The following is a 15514-nucleotide window of genomic DNA, read 5'->3' on the forward strand; positions in this document are numbered from 1 at the left end:
GATCCTGATGCTCAGGACGGTGAACCGGGTGCTGCTGGGGCTTCTCGGCCTTGGACTGTTCGCTCTGGGCGGCGGTGTGCTGCTGGGCGGGCTGGACCTGCCGCGCCGCTGGGACTTCGGCATGCCGGGCTGGTGGCCCTTCCGCGGGCCGGACGACGTGGTGCTGGGAACCGAGGGACGCACCCGGTGGCGGGAGGAAGGCTGGTGGTGGCCGACCGTCATCGCGGTGCTCGCGGTGCTGCTGGTCCTGCTGCTGTGGTGGCTCCTCGCACAGCGCAGGCGCCGCCTGGGCGGCGTCCTCGTCGACAGCGGGGACGGGGCGGCGGCCCGGCTCGACGGCGGCGCACTGGAGGACGTGATCGAGGAAGAGGCGCAGGCCCTGGACGGGGTCTCGGGGGCGCATGCACGGCTGACGGGCCGAAGCTCCGCTCCGGCTGCGCGCGTGCGGCTGTTGCTGGAGCCTCATGCGGATCCAGCGTGGACTCTGGGGCGACTGAGCCGGGAAACACTCACGCACGCGCGGGACTCGGCCGGCTTGGACCGCCTCCCCTCGAAGGTCCGACTCAAGGAAGTCCGCCACCGCGCACGACGCGTCGGCTGAGATCCACAGGGCCTGACTCCCAACGGGGGACCCGGTCTGGCTCGCAGGGCAGGTCTTCACGACTGCCCCAAAGTCAGCCACAAAGTCATCTACGCCGCGGTTCTCTCCAGAGAGGTATTCCGCATGGTCCTGTTCCTGACCCTGCTCGTCGCCGGAATCGCTCTGATCGCCATCGGGGCGGGCGTCGACGGCATGCTCTATCTGACCTCCGCCGGTGTACTGCTCCTCATCGCCGATCTGCTCTACCTGGCGGCCCGCTCCGTGTGGCGATCTCCTCGGCGCCCGGCCCGCTGAGGCCGCGCCCCTCCTGGCCTCGTCGTACGAAGCAGACGGTCGGAGCCCGTGTCCATGAGCAGTCGTTCGGTCTGCGGGGAGGGGTGGTGCAGCCGCAGGGACGCGTGAGTCTCGGCGGCGTGCCGTGACACGTCGAGGAAGACGCGCAGGCCGCTGCTGTCACAGCGGTCGACGGTGGTCAGATCGACGTCGATGAGGGTGATGCCGTCCTGCAGGCACCGCTCCAGAACGGCGCGCACCTGGGGCGCGGTGGCGGGGTCGATCACACCGGCCAGGGTGACCAGTGCCCGCCTGTCCCGGTCGTGCCGGTAGATGTTCAGCTGCGGAAGAGTCATGACGCCTCGGTTCGGATGCTCAGATGCCTCGGTCCACGGGTCCCGGCCGCTTCCCGCCCGGTCCGGGGCCCGGGTGTACACCCCGGGCACGCGTCGCCGCGGACTGAGCCGACGGTACCGAGGCGCGGCCGGGCGGCCGGTGGGGCGCCCGGATGCTCACTCGTGGTGCCCGGTACGGCTGCGGCAGGCAGCGGCCGCGGCGGCCGGGCCGGGGGGTGCTGTACCGGTACGCGGCGATCCTGTCGGCGTGCTGGAGGCCGAGCCGGTGGATCACGTACGCCGCCGCTGCGATGAGGACCACGAAAGCGGCGGCTGTCAGGAAGGCGTTCATGGCGGCCACCTCACATACCGATGATCAGCCGGCTGGCCCGGCCGGGCGGACCGGTCTGCGGGGGAACGGCTACGGACACCGCGGAGGCGCCGCCCTCGTACTCCCATGCCTCGCCCGGGTCCAGTGGCTGGTCGGCCGCCAAGACGCCGTGCCGGGCCTCGTCCGCGGCGATGAGCGCGCTCGCGGTCAGGGGCGGGCCGTCGTGGTCCAACGCGGCAGCCATCAGCCGGGCCGCAGACTCCGCCCCGGTCTCGGGCGGGATGACCAGGAGATCCCAGCGGCCGGTGCCGTAGGAGAGCAGCAGCAGCTTGTGCGGGTCGATCTCCGGGGTGAACCAGCCGACCTTGACGATGTGGCCGTCCACGGGAACCGTGCGGGGGATGACCGGCCAGTGTTCCGGGTTGACGGCGATGCGGGTGATGCGGCCCCACAGGGGATCCAACACGTCGGTGAGTGCCGGCAGTTCGCTCAGCAGATCACGGGAGCGGGGCCACCAGGCTCCGTCCAGGAGTCCGCGGGAGGGGCTCTCGGTCTTCAGTGCGAGACGCGCGGCCGGGGCTGCGACGGACTCGGGGTGCGGCAGAGTGGAGTACAAGGTCGCCGACATGATGCGGACCCGTCTCCGGGCCGCCTCTGCGGCGGCCCGGGTTTCATCTTTCGCCGGGGACGACCCGGCGTGGAAGCCGGTGTGCGAAATGCCCTCGGTACCGTCCACACTACTCCGCGTTTCGCTGCGGCGCGGAGCAGTGGCCACATGGAGTGGAGTACCGGCCGGGTGATCTCCCGGCAGTGTCAGCGCGTGCCGGGAGCTCCCGTCCTTCGGCTGAAGGGCCGTCGCCGCCGGGCGCGGCCGGCACAACGGTGTCGGACGGCGGGAGTGAGAGGTCAGCCGCGCCACTCCACCATGAGCAGGGTCGCGTCATCGCTGGTCCGCCCGCCCCTCGCCTGCTTGAGCGTGTGGGACAGGGATCGCGTCACCGCCCGGATGCCGCGCCCGGTCCTCTCCAGTTGATTCACGCAGTCGATCAGCTGGTGCTCCCCGAACTCCTCCCCACCGCTCTTGTGCTCCTCGACCACTCCGTCGGTGAAACAGAGGACGCGGTCCCCGCGCACCAGCCCCAGCTCGCTGATCCGGGGCACCGAACCACCCAGGCCGACGGGAAGGGTCGTCGGGGCGACCAGACGCTGTGCGACGCGGTGGTCGCGGACGAGGATCGGCGACGGGTGCCCGGCGTTGATCCACTGCACCCGTCCCGTCGTCGTGTCCAGCTGCATCATCTGTGCGGTGACGAAGTGCTCGGGACCGAACTGCTCTGCCACGGCGCGGTCCATGAAGTCGTAGATCTCCGGCAGTCCGATGCCGGCCCGGCGGGCGTGGCGGTAGGCGCCGATGGCCACGGTGGCCATCGTGGCCGCGTCCAGTCCGTGGCCCATCGCGTCGATCATGGCCACGTGGAGGACGTCGTCGTTGAGCGCGTAATCGAAGCTGTCACCGCCCACGTCGTAGGCGGGTTCCAGGATCCCGGCCACGGCGACCCGGGGCATGATCATCGCCAGCGGTGGCAGCAGCGACCACTGGATCTCCGCGGCGACGCTCATCGCCTCGCCGCGTCGGACGCCGAAGAACAGGTCGGAGTAGCCGTGCTTGGTCACCAGCAGGTCGGCCACCAGGCCGGAGATCCTGTGCAGCAGGCGGCGGTCGTGGTCGTCGATGCCGTCCAGCGTCACCGCCATGACCCCCACCTGGTCACCGCCGTCCAGCAGCGGCAGATGAACCCGGACGCCGTCCTCCCGGGGCACCTCCACGGGGACCGCGTCGAGGAAGCAACGGCCCGCCTCGGAGTCGTCGATCACCTGAGGTTCCCCGCCCGTGAGGCCCTCACCGGGCAGCGGTACGAGCAGCTGCTGGCCGTAGTCCTGCAACAGCACCTGTGGTCGGCGGCCACCGAGCCGTTCCACCACGTCGGCGACCAGGGGTCCGATGAGATGGGGCGGCAATTCGTGCGCGCTGTCGAGGATCTCTCCGAGGAGAGCTTCCCCGAAGCTCTCGGAGCGGTCCGCGCGCCGTCCTGCCGTCATCCCCTCACCCGCCATGGTCAGGGCGGGCCGGTATGACAAAGGATCTGTCGGTGCCATGGTTCCATCAAGGGGTCGTGGACGCCCGGGTCCGCCGGGCACGCGTGGCAGGCCGGGGCGGGCTGCTTACCTGGGTCCGGCTCCTCCTTCCGACTCCCATGTGTCCTGTCCGTCGAGGCCGCTCTCGGCGAGTGCCAGCAGGCGCGGGGCGGACAAGGGGTTCTCGGGGTCGGAGGCGGCGGTCAGCAGCAGGGCTGCCGTTCCGGCCGGTTCGTCCGGTGGGACCACGAGCAGTTCCCAGCGCCCCACGGTGCCGCAGTCCACGGTGATGGCATGCATCTCGGCCGCCCCGTTGCTCAGGGCCACCTCGATCACATGCCCCGGTGCCATCACCTCCTGCGGGGCATCTGGCCAGGCGGCGGTACCCACGGTCACGCGCGTGACGGTGCCGATGCTCGGATCCAAGGAGCCGACCAGCGCGGGCAGCTCCAGTTCCAGTGCGTCGCAGCGCGGCCACCATGCGCCGTCCAGCGGGCCATGGCTGACATCCGGCGTGAGGCGCAGCCGGGGCAAGGGCATCCGGTAGGAGTGTCCGTCACCTGGGGCCGTACCTTTGGCGGACTTGGTGATGGCGTTCATCGTGCGATCCCGATCCGGGCGGTTTCCGGCTGCCCGTGTCTGTCACTCGCCGGGAACGGCGCCGCCGTGGTCGTGCGCCCGACAGTTCTCGGTACCTGTCAGGCTACTCCCGGCTGTGGCGGGCGGCGTGGCGCGCAGCCATCGCGTCGAGACACGTCCGTATGGCGGACGACGGGTGGCGTGGCGGCCCGGGCCGCGTACGACCGCCGGCTCATCGCTCCTCTGCCGAATCATCGGCGTGCCGAGGGCTGCCCTTCGGAAGACAGGGTCAACACACAGGGGGCGACGGGGCCGGGCAGCCCGACCACCTCGCCCATGTTCTGCCAGCCCCAGGACGAGAAGGCGGCTTGTCCTGCCTGGTCGGCAGGATGCAGCAGGGTGACCCCGAGGGAGGACCGCAGGTCTGTGAGCAGACGCTGTTGCAGGCGGCGGGCGATATCGCGGTGCTGAGCGTGCGGATGGGCCACGACCTGGGTGAGGACGACGAACCGTGCGCGGGAGGTGAGCCGCTGGATGATCTCCTGGAGCGTTCCGTCGAACCACCGGCGGTCGGAGCCGTCAGGGTCCACCGGATAACCGAAGGCGCAACCGATCAGCACCGTCGTTTCTGCGACCAGCAGGGCGAAGCCAGGGCGGTGGGCGGTGACCGCCAAGCGGTGCAGGAAGTCTCCACGGTCGTGGTACGCCTCGCCGGCGGTGCCCGCGACGGACTCCGCAGCCAGGTCCGCGATGTCCTCGCGCATGTCTTCTGCCTGCCAGCGGGTCAGCCGTCGAAGGCGGATCCCGTCCCTGAGGACCGGCTGATCCGGCCGACGAGCGGGGTCCTCGGGCGCCCGCGTCGCGGTAGTCATGAGGTCGCCGGATGCGGCGGGCGGCACGGGACTCACGGGGGCCGTAAGGAGCAGCGAAGTCGATCCGGTGGTATCGAGGAGCCGGGTGATCTGCGCGCACGGATGGTGCAGCCGCAGGCGAGCGTGGACCCGGCTCGCGCGCCGTGATGCCGACAGGAGGACGTCCAAGCCCCTGGCGTCGCAGGAGCCGACCGTGGTCATATCGATGTCGATCACGGTGACACCGTCCAGCAGACACTGCTCCACTGCGGCCCGCAGCAGCGGCGTCGTGGCCGGCCCGATGTCGCCGGCAAGCGTGACGAGCGTCCGCTCTCCTCGGTTCCGCCGATGGATGTCCAGCCGGGCAAAGGCCATCACGCCTCCCCTCGGCGGGGTTGCGGACCTGCACGGGTGTTCAGCGCGGCCCCTGCCATGATGAGCTTGCGCGGAGTTGCTTCGACCGCGGCGGACATGATGCCGACCCGTCTCCGCGCCGACCACTGGGGCGGCCCGGGGTTCGTCTCTCGCCGAGGACGACCCGGCGGGGCGGCCGGAGTGCGTGGTGCCCTCGGTACTTCAACCGTACGTCGGCCGCAACCGGAAGCGGCTGCTTCGACGGGCGCGCGGCACGGTAAAGGCCGCATCACCTCACGGGCCGTCCCCACGGTCCGGGCTCTGCCGCGAGTACGAGCGCATGGGTTCGCGCCAGGCCCGGCTTGCCAAGGCCACCTCCAGCGTGTCCCCTCCCGTAAGGCAGCCTGCAGCGCGGGCGGACTTGCCCCGACGACACGGCGTCTGAAGATCAGGTTTTGAGACGGCGAAGCCTGCTGCTCAAACAGCACGACCAGGGCAACGCATGGCTCGCCGTCGGCCGGGCGATGGCCGAAGCAGAACGCTCGGGCGACCCGGTGGTCCTCGCCTCCAGCGTCCGTGTCCAGGCCCACGTCCTGGTGCGCGAGAAGCACGCCACCGAAGCCGTCACTCTGGTCAGGCACACCGCCGACCAGCTCACCGGTTCGTACGACCGGCGCTCTCCGAAGTACCTCGCTGCTGTAGGACTGCTACTCCTGCGCGGCGTGACCGCGGCCAGCAGCCGCGGTGATCGCGCGGCCACGAAGGAATTCCTCACAGAGGCCAAGGAAGTCTCCCGGTACGTGACCCTGGACCGGCCTGACGCTTGGGCCACCTTCAGCCCGACCAATGTCGCCCTGCACGAGCTGAGCGCCCTGGTGGCCTTCGGTGACGCCGGCCTCGCCCTCCAGGCGGCCCGACCCCTCATGCGCCGACACATCCCGGTCCCCGAGCGCCGCGCCGCCCTATGGGTGGAGGCGGCTCGTGCCTACAGCCAGCAGGGCCGCCTCGCCGACGGCTACCAGGCCCTGCGCATCGCCGAGACCTGCGCCGCCCAGGACATCCGCCGTCCCGACGTCCGCAACCTGGTCGCCGACATGGCCGCCCGCGACCGCCGTCGTACCCTGCCGGAACTGCACCACTTCAGCCGCCAACTGGGAGTCCCCGCGTGACCGAGCCGACCGCTCCGGACAAGAAGCTCTTCCTGTACGTCGTCGTGTGCGCGGCAGGTGTTGCCCGTGACGTCGGCAAGCTCATCACCACCGCCCAGGAGGCGCACTGGGACGTCGGCGCCATCGCCACACCGCAGGGACTCGGCTTCATCGACGCCAAGGCGATCGAGGCACAGACCGGCTACCCGATCCGCTCCGCCTGGCGATCACCGGGAGACCCGCGCCCCCTGCCTCCGGCGGACGCGATCGCCGTCGCTCCCGCCACGTTCAACACGATCAACAAGTGGGCCGCCGGTATCTCAGACACCCTCGCCCTGGGCATCCTGTGCGAGGCGTACGGCATGGGCATCCCGACCGTGGCACTGCCCTACCTGAACTCAGCCCAGGCCGCCCACCCTGCCTATCAGCAGAGCCTGGACCGTCTGCAGGGTATGGGCGTCCTGATCGGCTCGTGCGAACCGCACCGGCCGAGGGCCGGTGGCGCGGCGGATCGCTTCCGCTGGGAGGAAGCGCTGGAGTTGCTGGAGCCTCTGGTCGGCACGGTGCGGTGACGCGGTTCCTTCACCGGGGAGGACCGCAGTGATCATCGTCGACGCCCGTTCGCCAGGCTGCCGACGAGGTCACCGGGGAGCGAGGCAATCACTCCTCCTCGTGCGGACGTGCTGGGCTGCTGCCGAGGCGAGGTGATCCGGAAGTAGGAGGGGGTCCCCCGGGCAAAGACCGTTCACTCAGGAAACACCAGAGCGTTCACTCAGGAAACGCGCGAATGTTCACTCAGGAAACCCGCGCCCGTCGTGGACCGGCCAAGCGCCCGTTGTGTGGTGTCAGCGGTGTGGGAGCCTGGGGGTGAACGGGACAGGTGCCTTCCTCCTGCTGACGGCCTCGCGCGCGAGGCCGTCAGTGCCGGAATTACCGGTGTCGAGAAGGTGCCGCAGGCCCAGGCTGCGAAGGGCTCGGTGGGGTCTGGCCACGCTGTGCCGTTCGTGCTGCAACGCTCGTGCGGGCTTGGGCGGCTCGTGCTCGGGCGCTGGGGGCCTGCCGGGCGGCGAGGCGTTGGATGCGCCAGGTGAGGGTCCTGGCGGTGGAGCGGGCGTCGTCCAGGGTGCGCTGGCGGGCGGCATGCTGGAGGAGCAGCTCGGGATCGTGGCCGGCGGTCTCGGCTTCGGTCAGGGCGGCGGCGAGTGCCGGCCAGGCGGGGTCGTCGAGGATCTGCTGAGCGTGTTCGGGCACGATCACGAGGATCCGCTGGGCGTGCCGTTCCATGGTGCGAGCCGGTGGTTGGCGCTGGGCCAGGGCGGCCAGTGGCTCGGCAGCAGCCTGTTGGTAGACGGCCTGCAGGTGGACCAGGGCCTGGTGGGCGGCGGCGACCTGCTGGTCGTGCTGGCGAGCCTGGTGCCAGCGGGCTGTGGCGAAGATGACGAGCACGGCGATGTCGAGGAACATCGCCAGCCCGGACCCGTCACCGGTGACCGGCACGGTGCGCAGCGCGCGGACGGCGCCCCGGAGGGCGCGTGCCTGGTCCTGATGGGCGCGGACGCGGGAGCGGGTGGCGCGTTCGAACGCTGTGGCGGCCTGTTGCAGCTGTGGCCGCAGGTGGCTGGGGGCGAGCAGCGGCAGGACATCGATGGCTTCGCCAAAGGCTGCGATGTGGGCCTGGGCTGCCGCGTCGTCACCGTGGTCGAGGTGGTGGGGGATGCGCTCGGCCGCGGCGGTGGCCTGGTACCAGGGGTTGGGCCTGCGCCGGCTGCCCGGCTCCGCTGCGGGCGGAGCCTCGATGGCGGTGAGGCGTTCGCGGATCTTGGGGAAGGACAGGTCGGGGGCGAGTTTGGCGCCGGAGAACCAGATCGGCTCGCCGGCGGCGTTGGTGTCGCCTGCCACGGCGACCTTGTACCCGCGTACGTCGCCGGAGGGAAAGTGCTGAACATCGACGAGGACACCTTCGACGCCGTCGAGCAGGTGGAGGAATTCCTCCGGGCTGGTGGCGATGGACACCAGCTGGCGGACGGTGGTGCGCAGGCGCTCGCGGGAGGTCCGAGTCGTGCCGGCGCGGCGGGCTTTCTCCATCTCGGCGCGGGTGGGGCGCTTGGTGGCGGTGCGGTCGCCGCGCACGACCTGCAGGAGTCCGTATTCCTTCTCGATGGCGGCGAGTTCCTTGTCGGCCTTCAGGTAGTCGTTCCAGTGGCGGGCGGTGCTCAGGTCTCCTCGGACCTTGGTGGCGGCGATGTGGATGTGGTCGTCGGCGTGGCGTACGGCGACCCAACGGCACCCGTCGGGGTCGCCTTGTGGCGCGATCCCGGTGGCCGCCACAATGCGGCGCGCGATGTCCGCCCACTCGGCGTCGGTGAGGTGCCGGTCGCCGGGGGCGGCACGTACCGAGCAGTGCCACACGTGCCGCTCGGGTACCCGGCCCAGTCGGCGGGCTTGCTTGACCCGCAGGTCGAGGTCGGCCACGAGGCGCTTCTTTGTGGCGTCGAAGTCGTCGGCGCGGCCTGGGTCGGGTGCGAAGCCGTCCCAGGAGGCGATCAGGTGCGGGTCGGTGTGGTCCTTGGCCTTCTTCGTGTCGAACAGGTACCGGATCAGGCCGGCGGTGTCCTTGCCGCTGCCGATCTTGGCGATCACTGGGCCGCCTTCGCGGAGACAGCGTGGTTCATGGTCTGCGCGATGTCGCCGATCGCGGCGCGGACTGCGTCCAGGGTGCGCTCGGTCTGCGCGAGGACGGCGGTGTCCACAGGGTGTGGATCCCCTCCGGCGTTGAGGCGGTGGGCGATCTGGTTGACGTTGTTGCCGATGCGGGCGACCTCGGCCCGCAGGGCGTCGAGCTTGTCGAGGCAATCATCGAGCTGGGTGCGCTGCCCGGCCAGGCCCACGGTGAGATCGCCATCGAGGTAGGCCATGATCACGGCGCCGACGAGGTGGGCGCCGGCGATGCCCATCTCACGGGCCCGGGTGAGGATCCGGGTCTTCTCGTCGACGCTGTAGCGGACGTCGACACGCTTTTTGCGCTGGACGTCCTCGCGGGAACGGCGGCGAGCGAGACGACGCAAGGTGACTTCGTCGGCGCTGGTGGCGGGCGACTGCTCGGCTGCGTCGGCGGGTGCCTCCTCCTCGGGCACCCCCTGGTGCCCGAAGTCCTCCGCCACCCCCGGGGCGGAGGTGTCCGCGTTGGACCGGCCCTTGGACGGTCCAACGTCATACCTTGCTGGCTGGGTGACGGCGGTGGTCACCTCCTGCTGGCTGGTGGGGAGTTCATTGTGGAGGTCGGGCATAGAGCGGTTCTCCATGTGGTGTTGCGGTGCGACGGTGACGCGATTCGACGGCTGGCTCGTCCCCGTACTGGTCAGCGCGGGGACGAGCGAGAGAAGTCGAGTTCGCAGGGTGGTGGGTGCTGCTGGGAGCCTCAGAGGGCGTTGGCGGGTTCCTTGTCGGGCTCGGCCCGCCACTGGCTGGCGGCCTGGTCGAGTTCGGCCTGCACCCAGTCCTTGATCCGGGTCAGGCGGTCCTTGCCGATGCGGTAGCCGGCGTCTCGTATCGCCGCCTCGATGTTGCGGCGTGACGCGCGGCCTCCGCGTCCCAGCGGTGCCGTGCGGGCGAGGGCGAGGAGTTCGTCGAAGGTGACGTCGCGTTCGTGGCCCTCTGCCGTGGCGAGCGGTTTCCGAGCCTGCGGCACATTGGCGGCGTCCCGCACCACGTCGCGGGGGCGACCGGCCACATCGGGCATCTCTGCTTGCTCTGGCAGACCGGCGTTGCCCTCGGATGACGGAGTCGGCTCGGCGTAGTCGGTGTGGTTGTGGCCGTAGCCAGGGGCGTTGTGGCTCTTTGTGGTGGCGACCTCTTGAACGTGGCGTGTGGGGTGGCGGCGGATGACCAGGTCAAGGTGGACGGCTCCGGCCAGTGCCAGCGGGGCGATGGCTGACAGGGCGCCGACGGTGACGTCGTCCAGGTGGAGCCCGGTGGTGTGAGCCTGCTGGTTGAGGCGGACGGCATGCAGGGCGTTGGCCCAGATGCTGGTGATCGTGGCGATGCCGACGAGTGCCCAGACGTACAGCCGGGAGCGCCAGGGTGCGGTGCGCAGGATGAGCAGGGCGGCGACGCCGATGGCGATGAAACCGTCGATCACCAGGGGGAAGGCGTACGTGAGGATTCCGCGGACGTGGATGGCGACGGCCATCTGCCGCAGAGCGTCGTAGGAGAGGGCGAAGCCGATCGTGCCGACCAGGGCGACCCCGAGGCGGATCGCTGCGGTCAGTACCGGCGCGAGAGCTTGGGCGGTGCGTGAAGGCAAGCGGGGTACTCCAGGCGGGGAGCGGGTGCCATGGGCACCGAGTGAGGCTGGTGGGAGGGGGTGCGCACTCGTCGCACTCGTCGCGTGCCTGGTCACAGCAGGTACGGAAGGTTGGCGTGATACGAGTGGACTCGTCACGGCGACGACACTCGTCGCGGGGCTGACCTGCGACGCGACGAGTGCGACGAGTCTTTACGAGTGCAGGCCCGGGCCGGGGGCGGTGCTCTCGTCGCCGCTGTCGGGCGTCGGCTCCTCGGGGCAGTAGCGGGCCCAGGCGTCGGCGAAGCGGAGGCGGGCGAAGCCCTTGGCCTGCCGGCCGCCTTCAAAGCGGTGAGTGGCGGCCTTGATATCGAAGTCCTTGAGGAGGATGCCCAGGTGGCGTGGGCTCAGGCCGGCGGTGCCGTACTCGGCCCACGGCGCCTCCTGGTCCTTGAGGAGTTCGTCCAGCAGGTCCCGGGTGCGCATGATGTCGGGATCACCGCAGCGTGCGAAGGCGCGCCGGATGTCCTGCAGCAGGCGGGTCTTCAGGTTCGACTCGTCGTCCTTGCCTGCCTCGGCCGCGCACATGGACGCACACGCGGCACGGGCCTCCTCGGGCCAGGTGCCGCCCGCCAGTTCCGCGACGATTACGAGCGGTTCCCAGGTGTCTGCCGCCCGGTCCTGCACCGGCATCGGCGGTACCAAGTCCGCTGCGGTGTCCATCAGGGGGCGCAGCCAGGCGGTCAGCCGGTCGCGCAGGCCGTGCAGGGTCGGGATGTCGCGGCGGGAGCGGAACTGCTCGACCCGCTCACCATCCTTGCGGCGCTGCATGCGGATCACCACCGCCCGGTCCATGACCGTGTCCGGTAGATCCCCGATGCCGGCGAGCGCTGCCATGGCGAAGGTGGGGAACGCCTGAGGCTTGTGCTCGGGCCCGGAGATGCGCAGGGCGGGTCGGTTGCGCTGGTGGCCGGCATTGAGCAGGCCGCGCAGCTCCTCGTTCTTCTCGGCGGCCTTGATGCTGCCGAAGATGGTGTCGGCCTCGTCCACCAGCAGGGTGGGCGGGTCATCGCCGATGGCGCGGAAGACGACCGCCGGGCTGGTGTTGACCGTGATCAGCGGCTCGCGCACGGTCTCCGTGATCACATCCAGCAGGCGGGACTTGCCGCACCGTTTCGCCGGTCCGACCACCGCGAGACGAGGCGCGTGCTGGAGGGCGGGCTGGATGTGCGTGGCCGCGACCCACAGTGTGACGGCGGTCAGCGCCTCGCTGCTGGGCAGGATCACGTACCGGGCGATGGCTTCCCGCAGCTCGTCCAGCAAGGCGGCGCCCTCTGGAGCCTGGGGCGGCTTCTCGTCCTCGGCGGGCGAGGGTTCGGGTATTGCGGGAGCTGCCTGGCCGGGGACGGCGACGGGCGGCCAGGTGGGCGTCGGGGATGCGGTAGGGGTGGTGGAGGACGTAGGTTCGTCCACAGGCGTTCCTCCCTGGTGGGCCGGACGGGCAAGGCCCGGCCCACCGGATCGGTCAATTCAGGGGCGATGGGGCAGGGACTGTGCGGCTCTCGGCGGTGGCTCGCCGAGAGCCGTTTCGCTGTCCCTGAAAGGGCGGCGTCAGACCACGAGGTCGTACGTGGCCTGGGCGTTCAGCCAGGCGTCCACCTCGTGCCAGCGGTAGCGCAGGTGGCGGCCGACCTTGTGCACGTTGGGGCCGACGCCCCGGTACTTCCACTGGTAGAGGGTCTTCACCGGCACCCCGAGGTAGGTGGCGACCTCCGCAGGGGTGGCCAGCGGGCCGCGCTGGGCAGCTGCGGTGGCGACAGGGACGTTGGTACCGCGGGGAGAGGTCTTCGGCACAGGGCTCCTTTTCGGTGTTGAACAACGGGCCTGGACAACACAGCCACACCGCCCAGGGAAAAGTCCAGAGTTAGTTCTGAAACTCTGTACTAGTTCCCTCGGCGTGGCCGGGGGAGACCAAACAGTAAGGGTGGATCCCCGGTTGCCGAAATCGCTCCCGCAGAGCCTGAAATTTTTCTGTGGCGCAACGGCTGGCAGAGGGGTCGGAATCCGATACCTCCGCAGCTCAGAGATAGCGCCCAGCAGTCATCAGTGGCGCGGTCAGCCTATCGGACACTATGGCTGATAGTCGCTCAAATCGCCCATCTCCATGACGCGGAGGGAAGATAGCACGGCCTCTCCGCTGAAAAGGCTCGTGATGTACCGGAATTCGGCGAGACGAACACCACTTCGCCCCCGGGCGACTTTTATAGAGTTTAAGAACCAACTCTTGCCATGACGGCCGGATGCAAGTTACAGCTACCTGTCATGGCAACCCGACCTGTCGAAATAGGCCCCGCCGGCCTCCACACCGCCCGCGCCATCGAGCACCTACGCCTCGTGCGCAGCCTGACTCAGCACCAGCTCGCCGCCCGCTGCACCGCGCTGGGCCGCCCGATGTCCAACACCGCCCTCAGCCGAACCGAACGCGCCCACCGACGCTGCGATATCGACGACCTCGTCGCCATCGCCACCGCGCTCGGTGTTCCTCCCATGGCCCTGCTCCTGCCGCTCCCGTCGGTGTCCAGTAATGACCGGAGGGGGTGCTAGTTGGCGCGGGTCTGGATTGAGGACCGCATCGGGCACGGGACGTACGTACGGGCCGTGGCGGAAGCCAAGCGGGCGGGCCGTACGCCGCCGGGGCGGTACCGCGTGCGCTGGTACGACCCCGATGGCAAGCCGAAGATGAAGACCTTCGCTCGCAAGGTCGACGCCGAGGCGGAGCGGACGAGGATGGAGTCCCGTCTCAACGACGGCTCCTACCGTGATCCGGCCGCCGCGCGCGTGAAGTTCGCAGAGGTGGCGGAGTCCTGGCTGGCCGCGCAGATCCATCTCAAGCGTTCGACCCGGGGTCGCTATCGCGGCGTTCTCGACGTCCACGTGATCCCCAGGTGGGGCACCACTCCGCTGGACCGCATCCTGTTCGAGGACATCGCCGAGTGGCTCGCGGATCTGCTGTCCGGCGAGGCGGCAGGCGGCAGGAAGCTCAGCCCTCGGTCGGTCCGCAAGGCGTACGTCGTCCTCAGCCGCGTTCTCGGCTACGCGGTCAAGGCTCGTCGTCTGGCGGTCAACCCGGCTGTCGGCGTGCCCTTGCCGAAGGCGGCGCCGGCCGACCACGTGTACCTCGATGACATGCAGGTCGACGCGCTGGCCAACGTGTCGGGCGCCTACCGGGTGTTCATCCTGCTGCTGGCCTACACCGGCCTGCGCTGGGGCGAGGCGTCCGCGCTGAAGGTGGGTCGCGTGGACCTGGACGCCTGCCGAGCGCACATCGTCGAGGCGTACGCCGAGGACAACGGCAAGCTCTACCTCGACACCCCCAAGAACCACGAGCGCCGGTCGGTACCGATCCCGCGGTTCCTGGCAGAGGAGTTGAAGCCCCACCTCCAGGGCCGGGGAGATGAGGAGTTGCTCTTCACCGCCCCTCAGGGAGGCCCGCTGCGTGCCCGTAACTTCCGTCAGCGGTTCTTCGCGCCGGCGGTCGTGAAGGCCGGGCTGGGGCACCTCAAGGTCACCCCGCACAAGCTGCGTCACACGGCGGCCTCGCTCGCCATCGCCAGCGGCGCGGACGTCAACGTCGTACAGACGATGCTGGGCCACAAGTCCGCGACCCTGACGTTGGACACGTACGGCCACCTCTTCCCGGACCGTCTGGACGAGGTGTCGAAGAAGATGCACAAGCGCCGCGCCAAGCAGTTGGCCAAGGCGAAGGCCAAGCTGGAGAAGGCGGAGAGGAAGGCTCGCGAGGCCGCCGAGACGGTGGCCGCCCTGGAGGAAGACGCCGCATGATGTGTGCGTAACCCGTGCCGGGCAGTCGTAATCGAAGGGGCCACCCCACCGCGCTGAGGCGGTGGGGTGGCCCCTTGTGCCTGCCCCTTGGATCAGGTCAGTCGCGGCCGGCGGCCTTCCTCCCGGGCCCGGTCAATCGCAACAGCGGCCGCATCCCCGGCCAGCCGCTCGATCTCCTCGGGCACCTCCCGCTCGTCGCGCACGAAGAGTCGGCCGCCGACGAGCTGGGTGGTCGTCTTCCAGCCGAGACGACGACCTGCCTCGCGCGCGGCACGCCGGACGTCCTTGAGCTCGCCCATCTCCGCAAGATCGTCCGCGCCGAGGACCAGCTGCCCGTAGTAGCCCTGGTACTCCGGCTTCAAAGCGCCCTGCATCAGCGACTCAAGCCGCTCCACCAGCTTCTCGTACCGGTGCCGGGCCAGCTCATCCTTCGCGGGCATATCGCACAGCTCCCCACCTCTGCCCGCAGCCCGTGTGTGCCATATGTGTGCTGCGAGTACGAAGGCCCTCCCGTCCGACGGACGGAAGGGCCTCTGACCAGGTGTTTCTCTGTGCCCCCGGCAGGATTCGAACCTGCGACACCCGCTTTAGGAGAGCGGTGCTCTATCCCCTGAGCTACGAAGGCGAAGGTGCCCTGACAGCGTAGCGGATGCGTCCCTCGTCGTTCGCCCCGGTCGGCCGGGACCGGGTTGTGCCGCGTGAGTCCGTTCGGTCGCGCTTGACCTCAAGTTCGCTTGAGATTTTACGTTCCTTGCGTGCCCCCGCTCGGGGCGCATCGCGA

At 70.0% G+C, this 15514-nt stretch carries 17 protein-coding genes, 1 tRNA gene and 1 pseudogene; 6 read left to right on the forward strand and 13 right to left on the reverse strand.

Features of this window, described 5'->3' with window-relative positions:
• Positions 1 to 7: 7 nt before the first annotated feature.
• Complete coding sequence (amaP, locus tag ACWCPI_RS14770; RefSeq protein ID WP_055539127.1) at positions 8 to 601, forward strand: alkaline shock response membrane anchor protein AmaP; 594 nt, start codon at positions 8 to 10, stop codon at positions 599 to 601.
• Positions 602 to 724: 123 nt separating this feature from the next.
• Positions 725 to 895: a hypothetical protein gene (locus ACWCPI_RS14775; protein WP_167404007.1), complete on the forward strand. Its 171-nt coding sequence runs from the start codon at positions 725 to 727 to the stop codon at positions 893 to 895.
• On the opposite strand, the gene ACWCPI_RS14780 is transcribed toward ACWCPI_RS14775, so the two are convergent.
• The 6 genes from ACWCPI_RS14780 to ACWCPI_RS14805 form a co-directional block, all read right to left on the reverse strand.
• Positions 844 to 1230 (reverse strand): STAS domain-containing protein, encoded by a 387-nt coding sequence (locus ACWCPI_RS14780; RefSeq protein ID WP_386528639.1) that lies wholly within the window; start codon positions 1228 to 1230, stop codon positions 844 to 846. The two genes, ACWCPI_RS14775 and ACWCPI_RS14780, sit on opposite strands and share 52 nt — an antisense overlap.
• Positions 1231 to 1249: 19 nt before the next feature.
• Entirely contained in the window at positions 1250 to 1561 is a 312-nt protein-coding gene (locus ACWCPI_RS14785) for a hypothetical protein (protein WP_086698428.1), read from the reverse strand.
• Between the two features lie 10 nt (positions 1562 to 1571).
• A complete protein-coding gene (locus tag ACWCPI_RS14790) occupies positions 1572 to 2276 on the reverse strand; it encodes a DUF5994 family protein (protein ID WP_451038473.1) in 705 nt (234 codons plus the stop codon).
• 170 nt (positions 2277 to 2446) lie between these two features.
• Positions 2447 to 3640 carry a PP2C family protein-serine/threonine phosphatase gene (locus tag ACWCPI_RS14795; protein WP_451038474.1) on the reverse strand — a complete coding sequence of 398 codons (1194 nt, stop codon included), beginning with the start codon at positions 3638 to 3640 and terminating at the stop codon, positions 2447 to 2449.
• A gap of 123 nt (positions 3641 to 3763) precedes the next feature.
• Positions 3764 to 4276, reverse strand: a complete 513-nt coding sequence (locus tag ACWCPI_RS14800; RefSeq protein ID WP_236043887.1) for a DUF5994 family protein — start codon at positions 4274 to 4276, stop codon at positions 3764 to 3766.
• A 230-nt stretch (positions 4277 to 4506) separates the two neighbouring features.
• Entirely contained in the window at positions 4507 to 5481 is a 975-nt protein-coding gene (locus ACWCPI_RS14805; RefSeq protein ID WP_451038475.1) for an STAS domain-containing protein, read from the reverse strand.
• 446 nt (positions 5482 to 5927) lie between these two features.
• On the opposite strand from ACWCPI_RS14805, the pseudogene ACWCPI_RS14810 reads away from it, so the two are divergent.
• Both ACWCPI_RS14810 and ACWCPI_RS14815 read left to right on the forward strand, forming a co-directional pair.
• Positions 5928 to 6629 (forward strand): annotated as a pseudogene (locus tag ACWCPI_RS14810) (helix-turn-helix domain-containing protein); the annotation flags it as partial.
• Positions 6626 to 7180 carry a flavoprotein gene (locus tag ACWCPI_RS14815; RefSeq protein ID WP_451038476.1) on the forward strand — a complete coding sequence of 185 codons (555 nt, stop codon included), beginning with the start codon at positions 6626 to 6628 and terminating at the stop codon, positions 7178 to 7180. The pseudogene ACWCPI_RS14810 and the gene ACWCPI_RS14815, both read left to right, overlap by 4 nt.
• Positions 7181 to 7538: 358 nt before the next feature.
• On the opposite strand, the gene ACWCPI_RS14820 is transcribed toward ACWCPI_RS14815, so the two are convergent.
• The 5 genes from ACWCPI_RS14820 to ACWCPI_RS14840 form a co-directional block, all read right to left on the reverse strand.
• Positions 7539 to 9248 carry a relaxase/mobilization nuclease domain-containing protein gene (locus ACWCPI_RS14820; protein WP_451038477.1) on the reverse strand — a complete coding sequence of 570 codons (1710 nt, stop codon included), beginning with the start codon at positions 9246 to 9248 and terminating at the stop codon, positions 7539 to 7541.
• A complete protein-coding gene (locus tag ACWCPI_RS14825) occupies positions 9245 to 9895 on the reverse strand; it encodes a MobC family plasmid mobilization relaxosome protein (protein WP_451038478.1) in 651 nt (216 codons plus the stop codon). The genes ACWCPI_RS14820 and ACWCPI_RS14825 overlap by 4 nt, the downstream gene beginning before the upstream one ends.
• A gap of 131 nt (positions 9896 to 10026) precedes the next feature.
• On the reverse strand, positions 10027 to 10911 hold the full coding sequence (locus tag ACWCPI_RS14830; protein WP_451038479.1) for a DUF2637 domain-containing protein: 885 nt from the start codon (positions 10909 to 10911) through the stop codon (positions 10027 to 10029).
• Between the two features lie 192 nt (positions 10912 to 11103).
• On the reverse strand, positions 11104 to 12363 hold the full coding sequence (locus tag ACWCPI_RS14835; RefSeq protein WP_085571755.1) for a DUF3631 domain-containing protein: 1260 nt from the start codon (positions 12361 to 12363) through the stop codon (positions 11104 to 11106).
• A gap of 138 nt (positions 12364 to 12501) precedes the next feature.
• On the reverse strand, positions 12502 to 12744 hold the full coding sequence (locus ACWCPI_RS14840) for a helix-turn-helix transcriptional regulator (protein ID WP_179167084.1): 243 nt from the start codon (positions 12742 to 12744) through the stop codon (positions 12502 to 12504).
• Positions 12745 to 13212: 468 nt separating this feature from the next.
• Between ACWCPI_RS14840 and ACWCPI_RS14845 the strand changes: the two genes are divergently transcribed.
• Together ACWCPI_RS14845 and ACWCPI_RS14850 are read left to right on the forward strand one after the other, a co-directional pair.
• A complete protein-coding gene (locus tag ACWCPI_RS14845) occupies positions 13213 to 13494 on the forward strand; it encodes a helix-turn-helix domain-containing protein (protein WP_009321502.1) in 282 nt (93 codons plus the stop codon).
• A gap of 54 nt (positions 13495 to 13548) precedes the next feature.
• Positions 13549 to 14733 carry a tyrosine-type recombinase/integrase gene (locus ACWCPI_RS14850; RefSeq protein WP_451038480.1) on the forward strand — a complete coding sequence of 395 codons (1185 nt, stop codon included), beginning with the start codon at positions 13549 to 13551 and terminating at the stop codon, positions 14731 to 14733.
• Positions 14734 to 14825: 92 nt separating this feature from the next.
• On the opposite strand, the gene ACWCPI_RS14855 is transcribed toward ACWCPI_RS14850, so the two are convergent.
• On the reverse strand, positions 14826 to 15173 hold the full coding sequence (locus ACWCPI_RS14855) for a hypothetical protein (RefSeq protein WP_451038481.1): 348 nt from the start codon (positions 15171 to 15173) through the stop codon (positions 14826 to 14828).
• 112 nt (positions 15174 to 15285) lie between these two features.
• A tRNA-Arg gene (locus tag ACWCPI_RS14860) sits at positions 15286 to 15358 on the reverse strand.
• Positions 15359 to 15514 lie beyond the last annotated feature (156 nt).

The sequence above is a fragment of the Streptomyces sp. NPDC001920 genome (assembly GCF_053594495.1).